16 protein-coding genes are annotated in these 13,573 nt (G+C 71.4%); 2 read left to right on the top strand and 14 right to left on the bottom strand.

Annotated elements, in window-relative coordinates; all coding sequences use genetic code 11:
* Nucleotides 1-2 precede the first annotated feature (2 nt).
* Complete coding sequence (locus tag MCAG_RS10815; protein WP_007073002.1) at nucleotides 3-551, top strand: hypothetical protein; 549 nt, start codon at nucleotides 3-5, stop codon at nucleotides 549-551.
* A 132-nt stretch (nucleotides 552-683) separates the two neighbouring features.
* Here MCAG_RS10815 and MCAG_RS10820 read toward each other — a convergent pair whose 3' ends face one another.
* From MCAG_RS10820 to MCAG_RS10830, 3 genes are all read right to left on the bottom strand, one after another.
* On the bottom strand, nucleotides 684-1,628 hold the full coding sequence (locus MCAG_RS10820; RefSeq protein WP_036373079.1) for an aldo/keto reductase: 945 nt from the start codon (nucleotides 1,626-1,628) through the stop codon (nucleotides 684-686).
* Between the two features lie 78 nt (nucleotides 1,629-1,706).
* Nucleotides 1,707-3,383, bottom strand: coding sequence for an ABC-F family ATP-binding cassette domain-containing protein (locus MCAG_RS10825; protein ID WP_007073004.1), 1,677 nt, complete (start codon nucleotides 3,381-3,383; stop codon nucleotides 1,707-1,709).
* A 79-nt stretch (nucleotides 3,384-3,462) separates the two neighbouring features.
* Nucleotides 3,463-4,068 carry a class I SAM-dependent methyltransferase gene (locus tag MCAG_RS10830; RefSeq protein ID WP_036373081.1) on the bottom strand — a complete coding sequence of 202 codons (606 nt, stop codon included), beginning with the start codon at nucleotides 4,066-4,068 and terminating at the stop codon, nucleotides 3,463-3,465.
* Between the two features lie 145 nt (nucleotides 4,069-4,213).
* Here MCAG_RS10830 and MCAG_RS10835 point away from each other — a divergent pair, with 145 nt between their 5' ends.
* Nucleotides 4,214-5,275 carry a hypothetical protein gene (locus MCAG_RS10835; protein WP_007073006.1) on the top strand — a complete coding sequence of 354 codons (1,062 nt, stop codon included), beginning with the start codon at nucleotides 4,214-4,216 and terminating at the stop codon, nucleotides 5,273-5,275.
* 38 nt (nucleotides 5,276-5,313) lie between these two features.
* On the opposite strand, the gene truA is transcribed toward MCAG_RS10835, so the two are convergent.
* The 11 genes from truA to secY all read right to left on the bottom strand — a co-directional run bounded on the left by truA (nucleotide 5,314) and on the right by secY (nucleotide 13,504).
* On the bottom strand, nucleotides 5,314-6,144 hold the full coding sequence (truA, locus tag MCAG_RS10840) for a tRNA pseudouridine(38-40) synthase TruA (RefSeq protein ID WP_007073007.1): 831 nt from the start codon (nucleotides 6,142-6,144) through the stop codon (nucleotides 5,314-5,316).
* Nucleotides 6,145-6,214: 70 nt separating this feature from the next.
* Complete coding sequence (gene rplQ, locus MCAG_RS10845; protein WP_007073008.1) at nucleotides 6,215-6,781, bottom strand: 50S ribosomal protein L17; 567 nt, start codon at nucleotides 6,779-6,781, stop codon at nucleotides 6,215-6,217.
* Between the two features lie 34 nt (nucleotides 6,782-6,815).
* On the bottom strand, nucleotides 6,816-7,838 hold the full coding sequence (locus MCAG_RS10850) for a DNA-directed RNA polymerase subunit alpha (RefSeq protein ID WP_007073009.1): 1,023 nt from the start codon (nucleotides 7,836-7,838) through the stop codon (nucleotides 6,816-6,818).
* A 98-nt stretch (nucleotides 7,839-7,936) separates the two neighbouring features.
* Nucleotides 7,937-8,563 (bottom strand): 30S ribosomal protein S4, encoded by a 627-nt coding sequence (gene rpsD, locus MCAG_RS10855; protein WP_007073010.1) that lies wholly within the window; start codon nucleotides 8,561-8,563, stop codon nucleotides 7,937-7,939.
* 14 nt (nucleotides 8,564-8,577) lie between these two features.
* Complete coding sequence (gene rpsK / locus MCAG_RS10860; RefSeq protein ID WP_007073011.1) at nucleotides 8,578-8,985, bottom strand: 30S ribosomal protein S11; 408 nt, start codon at nucleotides 8,983-8,985, stop codon at nucleotides 8,578-8,580.
* Nucleotides 8,986-9,112: 127 nt separating this feature from the next.
* The gene (rpsM, locus tag MCAG_RS10865; RefSeq protein ID WP_007073012.1) at nucleotides 9,113-9,493 is read right to left on the bottom strand and encodes a 30S ribosomal protein S13; all 381 of its coding nucleotides are present in this window, start codon (nucleotides 9,491-9,493) and stop codon (nucleotides 9,113-9,115) included.
* 255 nt (nucleotides 9,494-9,748) lie between these two features.
* Complete coding sequence (gene rpmJ, locus MCAG_RS30610; RefSeq protein WP_076466651.1) at nucleotides 9,749-9,862, bottom strand: 50S ribosomal protein L36; 114 nt, start codon at nucleotides 9,860-9,862, stop codon at nucleotides 9,749-9,751.
* A 95-nt stretch (nucleotides 9,863-9,957) separates the two neighbouring features.
* On the bottom strand, nucleotides 9,958-10,179 hold the full coding sequence (infA, locus tag MCAG_RS10870; RefSeq protein ID WP_007073013.1) for a translation initiation factor IF-1: 222 nt from the start codon (nucleotides 10,177-10,179) through the stop codon (nucleotides 9,958-9,960).
* A gap of 401 nt (nucleotides 10,180-10,580) precedes the next feature.
* A complete protein-coding gene (gene map / locus MCAG_RS10875; protein WP_036373084.1) occupies nucleotides 10,581-11,432 on the bottom strand; it encodes a type I methionyl aminopeptidase in 852 nt (283 codons plus the stop codon).
* A gap of 89 nt (nucleotides 11,433-11,521) precedes the next feature.
* Entirely contained in the window at nucleotides 11,522-12,175 is a 654-nt protein-coding gene (locus tag MCAG_RS10880) for an adenylate kinase (protein ID WP_007073015.1), read from the bottom strand.
* Nucleotides 12,176-13,504: a preprotein translocase subunit SecY gene (gene secY, locus MCAG_RS10885; RefSeq protein ID WP_007073016.1), complete on the bottom strand. Its 1,329-nt coding sequence runs from the start codon at nucleotides 13,502-13,504 to the stop codon at nucleotides 12,176-12,178.
* Between the last annotated feature and the right edge of the window lie 69 nt (nucleotides 13,505-13,573).

Raw genomic sequence — 13,573 nt, forward strand, 5'->3', positions numbered from 1 at the left:
CGATGCGTACCCTCAGGATTCTCACCGCCACGCTCGTCGCGGCGTGCCTGGTGGCGCTGCCGACGGCCCCGGCGGCGGCGCACAACGGAAAACTCAAGCTGACGGTGGCCGGCGACGGGGCCGGCGGGGTCACCGTGCAGGCCACCCACGCCGACGGCCACCGGCTCGACCAGCCGGTGCGGTTGGTCCTCACCGCCGAGGGTGAGGGCGACCGGAAGGCCGGGCCGCTGCAACTCGAACCGGCCGCGGAGGGGCAGGGCTTCTACTCCAGCGGCCCGGTGCTCTCCCCCGGCCGCTGGCGGGTGACGGTCACCGCGCCCGCCCCGTACAAGACGTCGGCGATGGCGACCGTGCAGGCCCGGCCCGCCCAGTCGCCGCCCGCGCCACGGCCCGTCGCCGTGCAGGCCGGCCCGGACGAGCGGGACCGGTCGGGCGTCGGGTGGTGGACGTACGCGGCCGGCGGGCTCGTCGCCGGCGCGCTGCTGGCGGCGGTGCCGCTGCTGCTCGTGCGGCGACGCCGGCCGGCCGGCCCCGGGGAGCCGACGGCCTGACCGGCCGAGAGTCGGACGAGGGACGTCGGGGGCGGGCTGCCCCGGCGTCCCTCGTCGTTCGGCTGTGGCAGGGTATCGACGCGTTCGTCGAGCCGGGTGAGCGCCGCCTCGAGGTGGGCGGGCCATGGCACCTCAGAGGACGGCGTCGAGCGCGTCCAGGTCGTCGTCGCCGGGCTGCCACGTGCCGGCCTCGGCGTTGGCGCGCACCTGCTCCGGGGTGGTGGCCCCGGCAATGACCGAGGCCACCGCGGGCCGGGCGGCCAGCCCGCCGATCGCCACCTGGAGCATGGTGAGTCCCCGCTCGGCGGCGTACGCTTCGACCGCCTCGATGGTGTCCCACGGCGCGGCAGCGAGGCGTTCGGCGTACCGGCCACCGCCGGAGAGCCGGCTGCCGGTCGGGGCGGCCTCGCCACGCTTGTACTTGCCGGTGAGCAGGCCGTTCGCGAGCGGGAAGAACGGCAGCATACCCAGGCCGAAGCGCTCGCAGGCGGGAATGACCTCGGCCTCGACGCCCCGCTCCAGCAGCGAGTAGTGGTTCTGTGCGCTGACGAACCGGGCCCGACCGCTGGACGAGGAGACCCAGTCGGCGTCGGCGATCTGCCACCCGGCGAAGTTGGAGTTGCCCAGGTAGCGCACCTTACCGGCGCGCACCAGGTCGTCGAGGGCGGCGAGGGTCTCGTCGATCGGGGTGCTCGGGTCGGGCTCGTGCATCTGGTACAGGTCGATGTGGTCGGTGCCGAGCCGCCGCAGCGACGCCTCGACCGCGCGGGCGATGTAGCGCCGGGAGCCCCGGGCCCCGAAGTCCGCCCCGTTGAGCCCGTGCATGTCCATGCCGAACTTGGTAGCCAGCACCACCTCGTCCCGGCGGCCCTTGAGCGCCTGGCCGAGCAACTCCTCGGAGGTGCCCTGCGGCTCGCCGTAGATGTCGGCGGTGTCGAACAGGGTGATGCCGGCGTCGAGCGCCGCGTCGACCACCGCCCGGGTGCCGTCGAGGTCGAGCTTGCGGCCGAAGTTGTTGCAGCCGACGCCGACCACGGACACCACGAGCCCGGAATCGCCCAACCGGCGGTACGTCATCTCAGTCACGCGATCAACCCTATGCCAGGCGTTAGGAGGGGCCCCTGTACAACGCTGTTCGTTAACAGGGGCCCCTCCTTACACGTCCCAGACCGGCTCGGGGGTCTCGACGACCTCGCCGTCCTTGCCGAACAGCAGGAAGCGGTCGAAGGATCGGGTGAACCAGCGGTCGTGGGTCACCGCGATCACCGTGCCCGAGAACGCCGCGAGGCCGGCCTCCAGCGCCTCCGCGCTGGCCAGGTCCAGGTTGTCGGTCGGCTCGTCGAGCAGCAGCAGCGTCGCCCCGGACAGCTCCAGCAGCAGGACCAGGAAGCGGGCCTGCTGGCCGCCGGAGAGGGTGCCGAAGCGCTGGTCGCCCTGCCCGGCCAACTCGTACCGGCTCAGTGCGGCCATCGCCGCGTGCCGGTCCATCCCGGCCCGGTGGTCGTCCCCGCGCCACAGGACCTCGACCAGCGTCTTGGCCATCAGCTCGGGCCGGTCGTGGGTCTGCGAGAAGTGGCCGGGGCGTACCCGCGCGCCGAGCCGGACCACCCCGTCGTGCGCCACCGGGGCCAGCGCGGCGGCCCCGTCGACCGGGCCGTTGGCCGGGTCCGGGTCGGTGCCGCCCCGGGCCAGCAGTCGCAGGAAGTGCGATTTGCCGGTGCCGTTGGCCCCGAGCACCGCGAGCCGATCGCCGTACCAGATCTCCAGGTCGAACGGGTAGGTCAGGCCGTCGAGCTCAAGCTGCTCGGCGATCACCGCGCGCTTGCCGGTGCGCCCGCCGGTCAGGCGCATCCGAATGTCCTGGTCCTTCGGTGGTACGGGCGGCGGCCCGGCCTCCTCGAACTTGCGCAGCCGGGTCTGCGCGGCCTGGTACCGCGACGCCAGCCCGTCGTTGTACGCGGCCTTCTGCTTGTACATCAGCACCAGCTCGCGCAGCTTCTGGTGCTCCTCGTCCCAGCGGCGGCGCAGTTCGTCGAGGCGGGCGTGCCGGGCCACCCGCGCGTCGTGCCAGCTCGCGAAGCCCCCCGGGTGCACCCAGGCGCTGCCACCCTCCACGGCGACCACCCGGTCGGCGGTGCGGGCCAGCAGCTCCCGGTCGTGCGAGACGTAGAGCACCGACTTCGACGACTCGCGCAGCCGGTCCTCCAGCCACCGCTTGCCCGGCACGTCGAGGAAGTTGTCCGGCTCGTCGAGCAGCAGCACCTCGTCGGGGCCGCGCAGCAGCAGTTCGAGGGCGAAGCGCTTCTGCTGGCCGCCGGAGAGGGTACGCACCGGGCGGTCCCGGGCGGTGTCCCAGGGCAGGTGGAGCACGGTCGTGGCGACGGTGTCAAAAAGGACCTCGGCGTCGTAACCGCCGCTCTCGCCCCAGGCGGCGAGCGCGTCAGCGTAAGCGAGCTGCGCCTTGGCGGCGGCGTTGCCGTACTTGCCGCGCACCTCGGCCGCACGCATGGCCGCTTCGGTCTCGGCGAGTCGGCGGCCGGCCTCGCGCAGCGCCGGCGGCCCGAGCGACAGGGCCAGGTCGGCGAGGGTGGTGTCGTCGCCGATCATGCCGATGAACTGGCGCATCACGCCGAGGCCACCGGACCGGGCGATTCCGCCCGAGCGCACCGGCAGATCGCCGGCGACCATCCGCAACAGCGTCGTCTTGCCCGCGCCGTTCGGCCCGACCAGGGCGACCTTGGTGCCCTCACCGACCCGGAACGACACATCGGCGAAGAGCTCCCGACCGTCAGGGAGAATGTGCCCGACGGCTCCCACGTCCACGTATCCCACGCCGGCATCCTGCCCGAGCGGGCCGGGCGGGCGACACCCGATTACCGGGGCGATCGCTCGACCATCGGGCCGCCCCCGATCAGCGGGTGACCCGCAGCACCCGGTAGCCCTTCTGGCTGGCGTGCCGCCGCACCTGCCAACCCCGCTCCACCAGCCAGCGGTGCAGCGAGTCGCCGCCGAGGTGGCGGGCGACCACCAGCCAGGCCACGCCGTCCGGGGCGAGCCGGGGCAGCCAGCGCAGCAGCAGCTCGTGCAGGCCCTCCTTGCCGATCCGGATCGGCGGGTTGGACCAGAGCTGGGCGAACGTCACATCGGCCGGCACGTCGTCCGGGGCGGCGACCCGGATCCGGTCGGCGGCGCCGACCCGCTCGGCGTTGGCCGCGGCGAGCGCCCGGGCCCGTTCGTTAACGTCGACGGCCCAGACGATGGCCGCCGGGGCGCTGCCGGCCAGCACGCAGGCGATCGGGCCGAAGCCGCACCCCAGGTCCAGCAGGGGGCCGGCGGCGTCGGGTGCCGGCAGGTCCGCCTTGCGCAGGAGGACGGCGGTGCCCGGGTCGAGGCGGTCGGCGGAGAAGACCCCGCCGGCCGAGGTCAGCGTGTAGTCGCGCCCGGCAGCGGTGAACTCGACCTCCCGGGGGCGGGCGGCGGTTCCGGGTTCAGCGGAGAAGTAGTGGTCGCCGGTCACGCCCGGCATTCTCGCACTGACGGGCGGACAGCCCGGCGCGGCCCGGACAGCCGGCCCGCGCCGGGCTCGCCGCAGGCGGGGCGGGCCGCGCCGCAGTTTCGGGGTATTACCCCCTAAAGGGATAATAGCCCCTACTCTGGGTGACATGGTGTATCGGTACGAGTCCGATGAGGACGCTTTCGAGGGGCACCCCCGCCCCGGGTCGGACCTGTCGGTGGCCTGGGGCCACCCGCCCGCCCGCACCGGGCCCGCGCCGTCCCGGTTCCCGACGCCGTCGCTGCCCCGGACCAGCCGGATCGCGCTGCCCGCGTCCGCTCCGCCCCCGCCGCCGGCCACCGCGCCGCCGCCGGCCGCCCCCCGCCCCGCCCCGTCGGCGGGGTACGCCACCATGCAGCCGCTGCACCTGCCCCGGTCCCGACGGGCCCCGGACAACCGCAACGGCGGCCGGCTCTGGCAGGTGATGTTCGGCGGCGCGGCGGTCCTGGCGTTGTTCGCCCTCTGCGGGCTCGGCGGTGCCGCGCTGCTGGCCGACCGGGCCTCCGAACCCCAGGTCGCGCCGAGCCCGCCGGCCGCCGCCCCGTCGCCATCGACGACCGTACGGCAGGACATCGACTCCCGGGACACCGACGCGGCGCCGCTGACGGCCAAGGAGGTCTTCCCCGGCCAGAACGTCACGGTCGGCGACGGCGAGGAGCCGTACGAGGTGCTCAAGAGCCAGTCCAGCGGAAGCTGCGTGGTCGCCGCCGCCGGCGAGGTCGCGGACCTGCTCGTCCGGCTCGGCTGCAACCAGGTGGTCCGGGCGAGCCTACGCTCCCCCGACGGCGACCACCTGCTCACCGCCGGGCTGTTCAACCTGACCGACAAGGCCACCGCCCAGCGCGTCCGGGACCGCCTCCGGCAACTGCTCGACGAGCGGCAGGGCCGGTTCCGTGGCCTACCGGCCGGCGACGGCACCGAGGCGCTGACCGAGGCACCGGCCCGGGTCGGCTGGCAGGTACGCGGCCACTACCTCGCGTACTGCCTCGTGGTCCGCGCCGACGGCGAACCGGTGAAGGCCGCCGACCCGAAGGTGCGCGAGATCCTCTTCGACCTGATCGAGCTGCACCTCACCAAGGGCGTGCTGGAACGCCGGGCAACCGGTGGCACCGCCGGCCAGCCGACGACCAGCCCCAACGACCGCGAAGAGGGCGACGCCGAGAACGACTGACGGGCGCGGCGCTGGGCCCTCCCGTGAGGAGCCCGCGTTCAGCCCCCGGTGGGGACGCGGAGCCGGCGGGTCAGGTCGGCGCGGCGGGCGTACTCGGCGGGGTCGTCGGGATAGCCGACGGCGACCAGCGTGAGCCCGTGCGCCGGGGCCACCGTCACCTCGCTGGACCGCTCCCGCCGGGTGAGCAGGCTGCCCGGCCAGTCCACCGGGCGTCGCCCGTCCCCCGCCACCAACATCGCACCGACCAGGCTGCGCACCATTGCCTGACAGAACGCGTCGGCTTGCACGGTGGCGACCAGGAGGCCGCCCGGGTCGCGCCGCCAGTCCAGCCGGGTCACCTCCCTCAGCGTGGTGGCGTTCTCCTTCCGCCGGCAGTACGCGGCGAAGTCGTGCTCCCCCACCAGCCCCGCCGCGGCGGCGTTGAGCAGGGCCGGGTCGAGCGGCTTCGGCCAGGCCAGCACCTCGTGCCGGCGCAGCGGCTCGGCGCCGAAGGGTGCGTCGGTCACCCGATACTCGTAGCGGCGGAAGGTGGCCGAGAACCGGGCGTCGAAGTCCGCCGGCACCTCGGTCATCGCCCGCACCCGCACGTCGGTGGGGAGCAGCCGGGCCAGCCGGCGCAGCAGCCGGCCCTCGTGCTCGCGCCACACGGCGGCGGGCAGGTCGAGGTGGCAGACCTGACCGGTGGCATGCACCCCGGCGTCGGTCCGCCCGGCCACGGTCAGCCCGGTCGCCACCCCCGCACCGAGGACCAGATCAAGTGTCCCGGTGAGCACGCCGGCCACCGTCCGCCGGGCCGGCTGGGCCGCCCAGCCGGAGAAATTGGTGCCGTCGTATGCGACGGTCAGCCGCAGCCTGACCCGCTCGTCCACCTCGTACCTCCTCACGGTTCGGGCCCGGCACCCCAGGAAGGGATGCCGGGCCCGACGATGCTGCCGCTGCTCAGGCCTTGTTCTCGGTGCCTTCGGCGGCCTCGTCGCTGTCCTCGCGGGCAGCGGCGGTGTCACCGGACGCCGACACCGGCGCCTCGGAGTCCTGGTCGGCCTGGGCCGGCTCCGGAGTCTCCTCGGCCGGTGCCAGCGCCTCGACCTTGTCCTGCTGCGCGGCCTTGCGGGCGGCGGTCTTCTTGTTCGCCTTCGGCTCGGCGACCTGAAGCTCCTCGACCAGCTCGATGATCGCCATCGGAGCGGCGTCACCCTTGCGCGGACCGGTCTTCACGATCCGGGTGTAGCCGCCCGGCCGGTTGGCGTACCGGGGCGCGATCTGGTCGAACAGGGTGTAGACCACGTCCTTGTCCTTGACGACGCCCAGCACCCGGCGGCGGGAGGCGAGGTCGCCCCGCTTGGCCTTGGTGATGAGCTGCTCGGCCAGCGGACGCAGCCGCCGGGCCTTCGTCTCGGTGGTCTGGATCTTGCCGTGCTGGAACAGCGCGGTGGCCAGGTTGGCCAGCATCAGCCGCTCGTGCGCGGGGCTGCCGCCGAGGCGGGGGCCCTTGGTGGGCGTGGGCATGCTTGGTGCTCCTCAGGTGTGGCGGCAGCGGGGACTAGAGCTGCTCGGTCTCGCGGTAGTCGTCGGTGTCGTAGTCGGCCTCACCGAAGGCGTCCACGACGTGCGCCGGGTCGAAGTTCGGGGCCGAGTCCTTCAGCCCCAGACCCATCCCGGCCAGCTTCATCTTGACCTCGTCGATCGACTTCTGGCCGAAGTTGCGGATGTCGAGGAGGTCGGCCTCGGTGCGCCCGATCAGCTCACCGACGGAGTTGATGCCCTCGCGCTTGAGGCAGTTGTAGGAGCGGACGGTGAGGTCCAGCTCCTCGATCGGCAGGGCCAGGTCCGCCGCCAGCTGGGCGTCCTGCGGGGAAGGCCCGATGTCGATGCCCTCGGCGGTCTCGTCCAGCTCCCGGGCCAGCCCGAAGAGCTCCACAAGCGTCGAACCGGCAGAGGCCAGCGCGGTGCGCGGGCCCATCGACGGCTTGGTCTCGACGTCGATGATCAGCCGGTCGAAGTCGGTCCGCTGCTCGACCCGGGTCGCCTCGACGCGGTACGTCACCTTCAGCACCGGCGAGTAGATCGAGTCGACCGGAATCCGGCCGATCTCGGCGCCGGCCTGCTTGTTCTGCGCCGCCGTCACGTAGCCGCGACCCCGCTCGACGGTCAGCTCCATGTCGAGCCGGCCCTTGCCGTTGAGGGTGGCGAGCTTCAGGTCCGGGTTGTGCACCGAAACGCCGGCCGGGGGCTGGATGTCGCCCGCGGTCACGTCGCCCGGGCCCTGCTTGCGCAGGTACATGCTGACCGGCTCGTCGTGCTCGGAGCTGACGCACAGCTCCTTGATGTTCATGACGAGCTCGACCACGTCCTCCTTGACGCCGGGGATCGTGGTGAACTCGTGCAGCACGCCGTCGATCTTGATGGAGGTGACCGCCGCACCCGGGATCGACGACAGCAGCGTGCGCCGCAGCGAGTTGCCCAGGGTGTACCCGAAGCCCGGCTCCAGCGGCTCGATGGTGAACCGGGAGCGGGTCTCGTTGATCGACTCTTCGGACAGAGACGGTCGCTGGCTGATGAGCATGTCTTCTCTTCTCTTCCGGGACGCCCGCTATTTGACGTCCACGACACAAACCGTTCCGGTGGTCCGCCCCGCAGGGCGGACCACCGCAACGAGCCCGACTACTTGGAGTAGAGCTCGACGATCAGCTGCTCCTGGACCTGGGTGTCGATCACCTGGCGAGCCGGGAGCGAGTGCACGAGCACCTTCATCTGGCTCGGGATGGCCTCCAGCCACGCCGGAACCGTCCTGGAGCCGGCCTCGGCCTGCGCCACGATGAACGGGGTGAGCTCCTTGCTCTTGCCCCGGACCTCGATGATGTCGTGCTCCTTGACGCGGTACGACGGGATGTCGACCTTCTTGCCGTTCACCGTGAAGTGACCGTGCTTGACCAGCTGGCGCGCCATGTCCCGGGACTTGGCGTAGCCGGCCCGGTAGACCACGTTGTCCAGCCGCGACTCGAGGATCTGCAGGAGGACCTCACCGGTCTTGGCCTGCTTGGCCACGGCCTCCTCGTAGTAGCCGCGGAACTGCTTCTCCAGCACGCCGTACACGCGGCGAGCCTTCTGCTTCTCACGGAGCTGGAGCAGGTACTCCGTCTCCTTCGTGCGGCCGCGGCCGTGCTGCCCGGGCGGGAACGGCCGGGACTCGAACGGGCACTTCGGGCCATCGCACTTGCTGCCCTTGAGGAACAGCTTCATCTTCTCCCGCCGGCAACGGCGGCAGTCAGCACCGGTGTAACGAGCCATCTCTCTCTAACCTCTCAGACCCGGCGACGCTTCGGCGGACGGCACCCGTTGTGCGGCTGCGGTGTCACGTCGGAGATCTGACCGACCTCCAGCCCGACGGCCTGCAGCGAACGGATGGCGGTCTCCCGGCCGGAGCCGGGGCCCTTGACGAACACGTCGACCTTGCGCATGCCGTGCTCCATCGCCCGACGCGCGGCGGCCTCGGCGGCCAACTGCGCGGCGAACGGGGTCGACTTGCGGGAGCCCTTGAAGCCCACCTGGCCGGCGGAGGCCCAGGAGATGACCGCACCGGTCGGGTCCGTGATGGACACGATGGTGTTGTTGAAGGTGCTCTTGATGTGCGCCTGCCCGTGGGCGACGTTCTTGCGTTCCTTGCGCCGGACCTTCTTGACGGCGGCTCCGGCACGAGCCTTCGGTGGCATAAGTCTGTGCGCTCCTGTATTGGTTCTCGATCGGCTGCTGGTCTTCGCCCGTTGATTACGTAGACACCGGTTCCGGTTGGAGCCTGGCCTACCTCGGCGGCGAACGACCAGAATTCCGGTTTAAGAACTACTTCTTGCCGGGCTTCTTCTTGCCGGCGACGGTCCGCTTCGGGCCCTTGCGGGTGCGGGCGTTGGTCCGCGTCCGCTGGCCACGCACCGGGAGACCACGGCGGTGGCGGATACCGGCGTAGCAGCCGATCTCGACCTTGCGGCGGATGTCAGCGGCGACCTCGCGGCGCAGGTCGCCTTCAACCTTGTAGTTGGCCTCGATGTGATCGCGGAGCTGAACCAGCTCCTCGTCCGTGAGGTCCCGAGCGCGCTTGTCCGGCGAGATGCCGGTGGCGGCGAGCGTCTCCAGGGCACGGGTGCGGCCGACCCCGAAGATGTAGGTGAGCGCGATCTCCATCCGCTTCTCGCGGGGGAGGTCCACGCCGACTAGACGAGCCATGTGCGGGCGTACTCCTTGTGGTGTTCTGGCGGAGGTCTGCACCCGTCCCACCCCACTCCGGTCGCCCGACCGGCGCCGTGGCGCCGGGAGGTTCGACCGCTGCCCGAGCGGGCCCCGGCCTCCGACCGGGGGTCAACCACGCAGGGGTACGCGACGCGCACCGCTCGCGGCTGGGACGAGCTGATGATGTGTTGGGTGGATCTGCGGTGCCGGGACCGGACCGACCGGCCGTGGATCACGGTCGGCCGGGCTGGATCAGCCCTGGCGCTGCTTGTGGCGCGGGTCGCTACAGATGACCATGACCCGGCCGTGCCGGCGGATAACCCGGCACTTGTTGCAGATCCTCTTGACGCTCGGGTTGACCTTCACGGTTGCCTTACTTCCCATCTGGCCCAGGGGCGCGACGACGCGCGACGCCGGACGTCGAAGACGGACACGGGACTATCCGGCCGTCGTCAGGTCGCTTACTTGTAGCGGTAGACGATGCGCCCGCGGGTCAGGTCGTACGGCGAGAGTTCGACGACGACGCGGTCCTCCGGCAGGATGCGGATGTAGTGCTGACGCATCTTGCCACTGATGTGAGCCAGCACCTTGTGACCGTTCGCGAGCTCCACCCGGAACATGGCGTTCGGCAGGGGCTCGATGACCCGACCCTCGATCTCGATGGCTCCGTCTTTTTTCGGCATGTCCTCCGCTGTCCTGACTTCGGTTACTCCGGACGGCCCACAACGTCTTACACGGGCTCCCGACGTTGATCGGGTGCCCGCGCCAGCCGCGGCTCCGGCCCCACCGAAGCGCGGGTGGGCATGCCGGAGTGGACGCTGTGCGCCGATCAGAAAGTCTACGCCCGCCTGCGTGCCGTCGCCAAACCGGCCACCCACGCAGTCACCCGACCGGAGTATTTCCCACCCCGCCCACCGCTCGGAGTGACCCAGATCACCCGTTGGGCCGCGCGCATCCCGCCCCGCACCCAGGCACCCCACCGCCGGCCGTCAGCCGCCCGTACGAGGGCATTCGAGCCCCGCCGGTGCGCGCCCCGGCCCCGCGCGGACGATCCCGCCGGGTGACACCCCGAGGCGGTCGGCGGTCAGGCCGCCGGGGAGCCGGCGGGCTGGCGGGCGGTGACCAGGTCACCCAGACGCGCCCGACCGCCGTCGAACGCGGTCAGCACCCAGACCCCGTCCGGCAGCAGCGCCATCGAGTGCTCGACGTGCACCGCCATCGAGCCGTCCCGGGTGACGACGGTCCAGCCGTCGGCGAGCTCGACCGTGCGCGGCGAGCCCATGGTGATCATCGGCTCGATGGCCAGCGCCAGGCCCGGCACGAGCCGAGGTCCCTTGCCGGGCCGGCCATGGTTGAGCACGTGCGGGTCCTGGTGCATCTCGGTGCCGATGCCGTGCCCGCCGTATCCGTCGACGATGCCGTACCGGCCCCCCTTGCGGACCGCGTTCTCCACCGCGTGCGAGATGTCGGTGAGCCGTCCCCGACCGTTGGCCGCCCCGCGCGCCGCCGCGGCGATCCCGGCCCACATCGCGTCCTCGGCCACGGCGGCCATCTTCAGCAAGGCCGGGTCGACCTCTCCCACGCCGACGGTGATCGCCGCGTCGCCGTGCCAGCCGTCGAGCACCGCGCCGCAGTCGATCGAGATCAGGTCACCCTCCCGGAGCACCTGGCCCGGCGAGGGGATCGCGTGCACCACCTGCTCGTTGACCGAGGAGCAGATCGAGGCCGGGAAGCCGTGGTAGCCCTTGAACGACGGGGCGGCCCCCGCCTCCCGGATCGTCGACTCGGCGATCGCGTCCAGGTCGGCGGTGCTGACCCCGGGGGCCACCGCCTCCCGCATCCGACGCAGCGCCTCGGCCACCACGAGGCCGGCGGCGCGCATCTTCTCGATCTGGTCGGGGGTCTTCAGCTGGATGTCCAGCTGGGGACGACGCATGGAGCCGTTACCTTTCGTCGCGCGGAGCGGCGGGGCACGTCGGACGTGCCCCGCTGCTCGCACTCTATCCGCCGGAGCCCCGGCGTTCGTCAGCCGCCGTACGAGCGGAGGGCGTCGATGGCGCGGACGGTCACGTCCTCCACCGGGCCGGTGGCGTCGATCCCCACCAGCTTGCCCTGGGCGCCGTAGTAGTCGACCAGCGGCGCGGTCTTCTCGGCGTACTCCCGCAGCCGGGCGGCGATGGTCTCCGGCTTGTCGTCATCGCGCTGGAACAGGTCGGCGCCGCAGCGGTCGCAGATGCCGTCCCGGGTGGTCGCGTCGAACTCGACGTGCCAGATCTTGCCGCAGCCCCGGCAGGTGCGCCGGCCCGACAGCCGCCGGATCACCTCGTCGTCGTCGACGACCAGCTCCAGTACCAGGTCCAGGGCGGTGCCCAGGTCGGCGAGGAGCTTGTCCAACGCGGCGGCCTGCGGCGTGGTGCGGGGGAACCCGTCGAGCAGGAAGCCCTCCGAGGCATCCGGCTCGGCGAGCCGATCCCGGACCATGTTGATGGTCACCTCGTCCGGGACCAGCTTGCCCGCGTCCATGTAGCGCTTCGCCTCGACACCCAACGGCGTGCCCTGGGAGACGTTCGCCCGGAAGATGTCACCGGTCGAGATCTTCGGCACCGAGAGGTGAGCAGCGATGAACTCCGCCTGTGTGCCCTTGCCCGCCCCCGGCGGGCCAACCAGAACGAGTCGCATCTACCGCAGGAACCCTTCGTAGTTCCGCTGCATGAGTTGGCTCTCGATCTGCTTCACGGTCTCCAGACCGACGCCGACCATGATGAGCACAGCGGTGCCGCCGAACGGGAAGTTCTGGAACTGCTCACTGTTGAGCCAGATGAAGAAGAAGTTCGGCAGGACCGAGACGATGCCCAGGTAGAGCGCGCCCGGCAGGGTGATCCGGCTGAGGATGAAGTCGAGGTAGTCGGCGGTCGGCTTGCCGGGGCGGATGCCCGGCACGAAGCCGCCGTACTTCTTCATGTTGTCCGCGACCTCGGTCGGGTTGAACGTGATCGACACGTAGAAGTACGTGAAGAAAATGATCAGCAGGAAGTAGATCGCGATGTGCAGCGGGCTCGACGGGTCGACCACGTTGTTCTGGATCCAGGCCTGGGTCTTGCCCGGGTTCGTCTGGTCGAAGAACTGGAGCGCCAGCTGCGGCAGGTAGAGCAGCGACGAGCCGAAGATGACCGGGATGACACCCGCCTGGTTGACCTTCAGCGGGATGTAGGTCGACGTGCCGCCGTACATCCGCCGGCCGATCATCCGCTTGGCGTACTGCACCGGGATCCGACGCTGCGCCTGCTCGATGAAGGTGACCGCGGTGATGACCACCAGGACCAGCGCCAGCACCAGGAAGAACTTGCCCCAACCCTGCTGGGTCTTGATCCGCCAGCCCTCGCTGGGGAGGCGGGCCGCGATCGAGGTGAAGATCAGCACCGACATGCCGTTGCCGACGCCCCGGTCGGTGATCAGCTCGCCGAGCCACATCACCATGCCGGTGCCGGCGGTCATCGTCATCACCAGGATGGTCAGCGTCAGCCAGTCCGGGATACCGGTGCCCTCGGGGACGATCGGGAACTGGTCGCACTGGTTGTTGAAGAGCTGCCCGGAGCGGGCCAGCGCCACGAACGCCGACGACTGGAGGATGCCCAGGCCGAGGGTGAGGTAGCGGGTGTACTGGGTGATCTTCGCCTGGCCGGCCTGGCCCTCCTTGCGGAGCTGCTCCAGCCGCGGGATGACCACAGTGAGCAGTTGCAGGATGATCGACGCCGTGATGTAGGGCATGATGCCCAGCGCGAAGACCGAGAGCTGCAGCAGCGCCCCGCCGGAGAAGAGGTCCAGCAGGTTCAGCACCCCGGTGTTCGCGCCCTGGATGGTGTCGAGGCACTTCTGGACGTTGCCGTACGAGACACCGGGACTGGGCAGGGTGGCGCCGAGCCGGTAGACCGCGATGATGCCTACCGTGAACAGCAGCTTCTTGCGCAGGTCAGGCGTACGGAACGCACTGAGAAAGGCGGACAGCAACTTCTTCCTCCTGCGCGAGGCGGGCCGCCGGTGGTGGTCCCTGGCGGATCGGGGTGGGTGCCGGGCGAG

The sequence above is a fragment of the Micromonospora sp. ATCC 39149 genome (assembly GCF_000158815.1).
GTDB lineage: Bacteria > Actinomycetota > Actinomycetes > Mycobacteriales > Micromonosporaceae > Micromonospora.

Bases quoted from the DNA above. Each gene is read 5' to 3' on its own strand.
- MCAG_RS10820 (WP_036373079.1), bottom strand. From the start codon at position 1,628: ATGACGTACCGCCGGTTGGGCGATTCCGGGCTCGTGGTGTCCGTGGTC.
- infA (WP_007073013.1), bottom strand. From the start codon at position 10,179: ATGCCGAAAAAAGACGGAGCCATCGAGATCGAGGGTCGGGTCATCGAG.
- rpsM (WP_007073012.1), bottom strand. From the start codon at position 9,493: ATGGCTCGTCTAGTCGGCGTGGACCTCCCCCGCGAGAAGCGGATGGAG.
- rpsK (WP_007073011.1), bottom strand. From the start codon at position 8,985: ATGCCACCGAAGGCTCGTGCCGGAGCCGCCGTCAAGAAGGTCCGGCGC.
- MCAG_RS10850 (WP_007073009.1), bottom strand. From the start codon at position 7,838: ATGCTCATCAGCCAGCGACCGTCTCTGTCCGAAGAGTCGATCAACGAG.
- rplQ (WP_007073008.1), bottom strand. From the start codon at position 6,781: ATGCCCACGCCCACCAAGGGCCCCCGCCTCGGCGGCAGCCCCGCGCAC.
- MCAG_RS10815 (WP_007073002.1), top strand. From the start codon at position 3: ATGCGTACCCTCAGGATTCTCACCGCCACGCTCGTCGCGGCGTGCCTG.
- MCAG_RS10835 (WP_007073006.1), top strand. From the start codon at position 4,214: ATGGTGTATCGGTACGAGTCCGATGAGGACGCTTTCGAGGGGCACCCC.
- map (WP_036373084.1), bottom strand. From the start codon at position 11,432: ATGCGTCGTCCCCAGCTGGACATCCAGCTGAAGACCCCCGACCAGATC.
- MCAG_RS10880 (WP_007073015.1), bottom strand. From the start codon at position 12,175: ATGCGACTCGTTCTGGTTGGCCCGCCGGGGGCGGGCAAGGGCACACAG.
- rpsD (WP_007073010.1), bottom strand. From the start codon at position 8,563: ATGGCTCGTTACACCGGTGCTGACTGCCGCCGTTGCCGGCGGGAGAAG.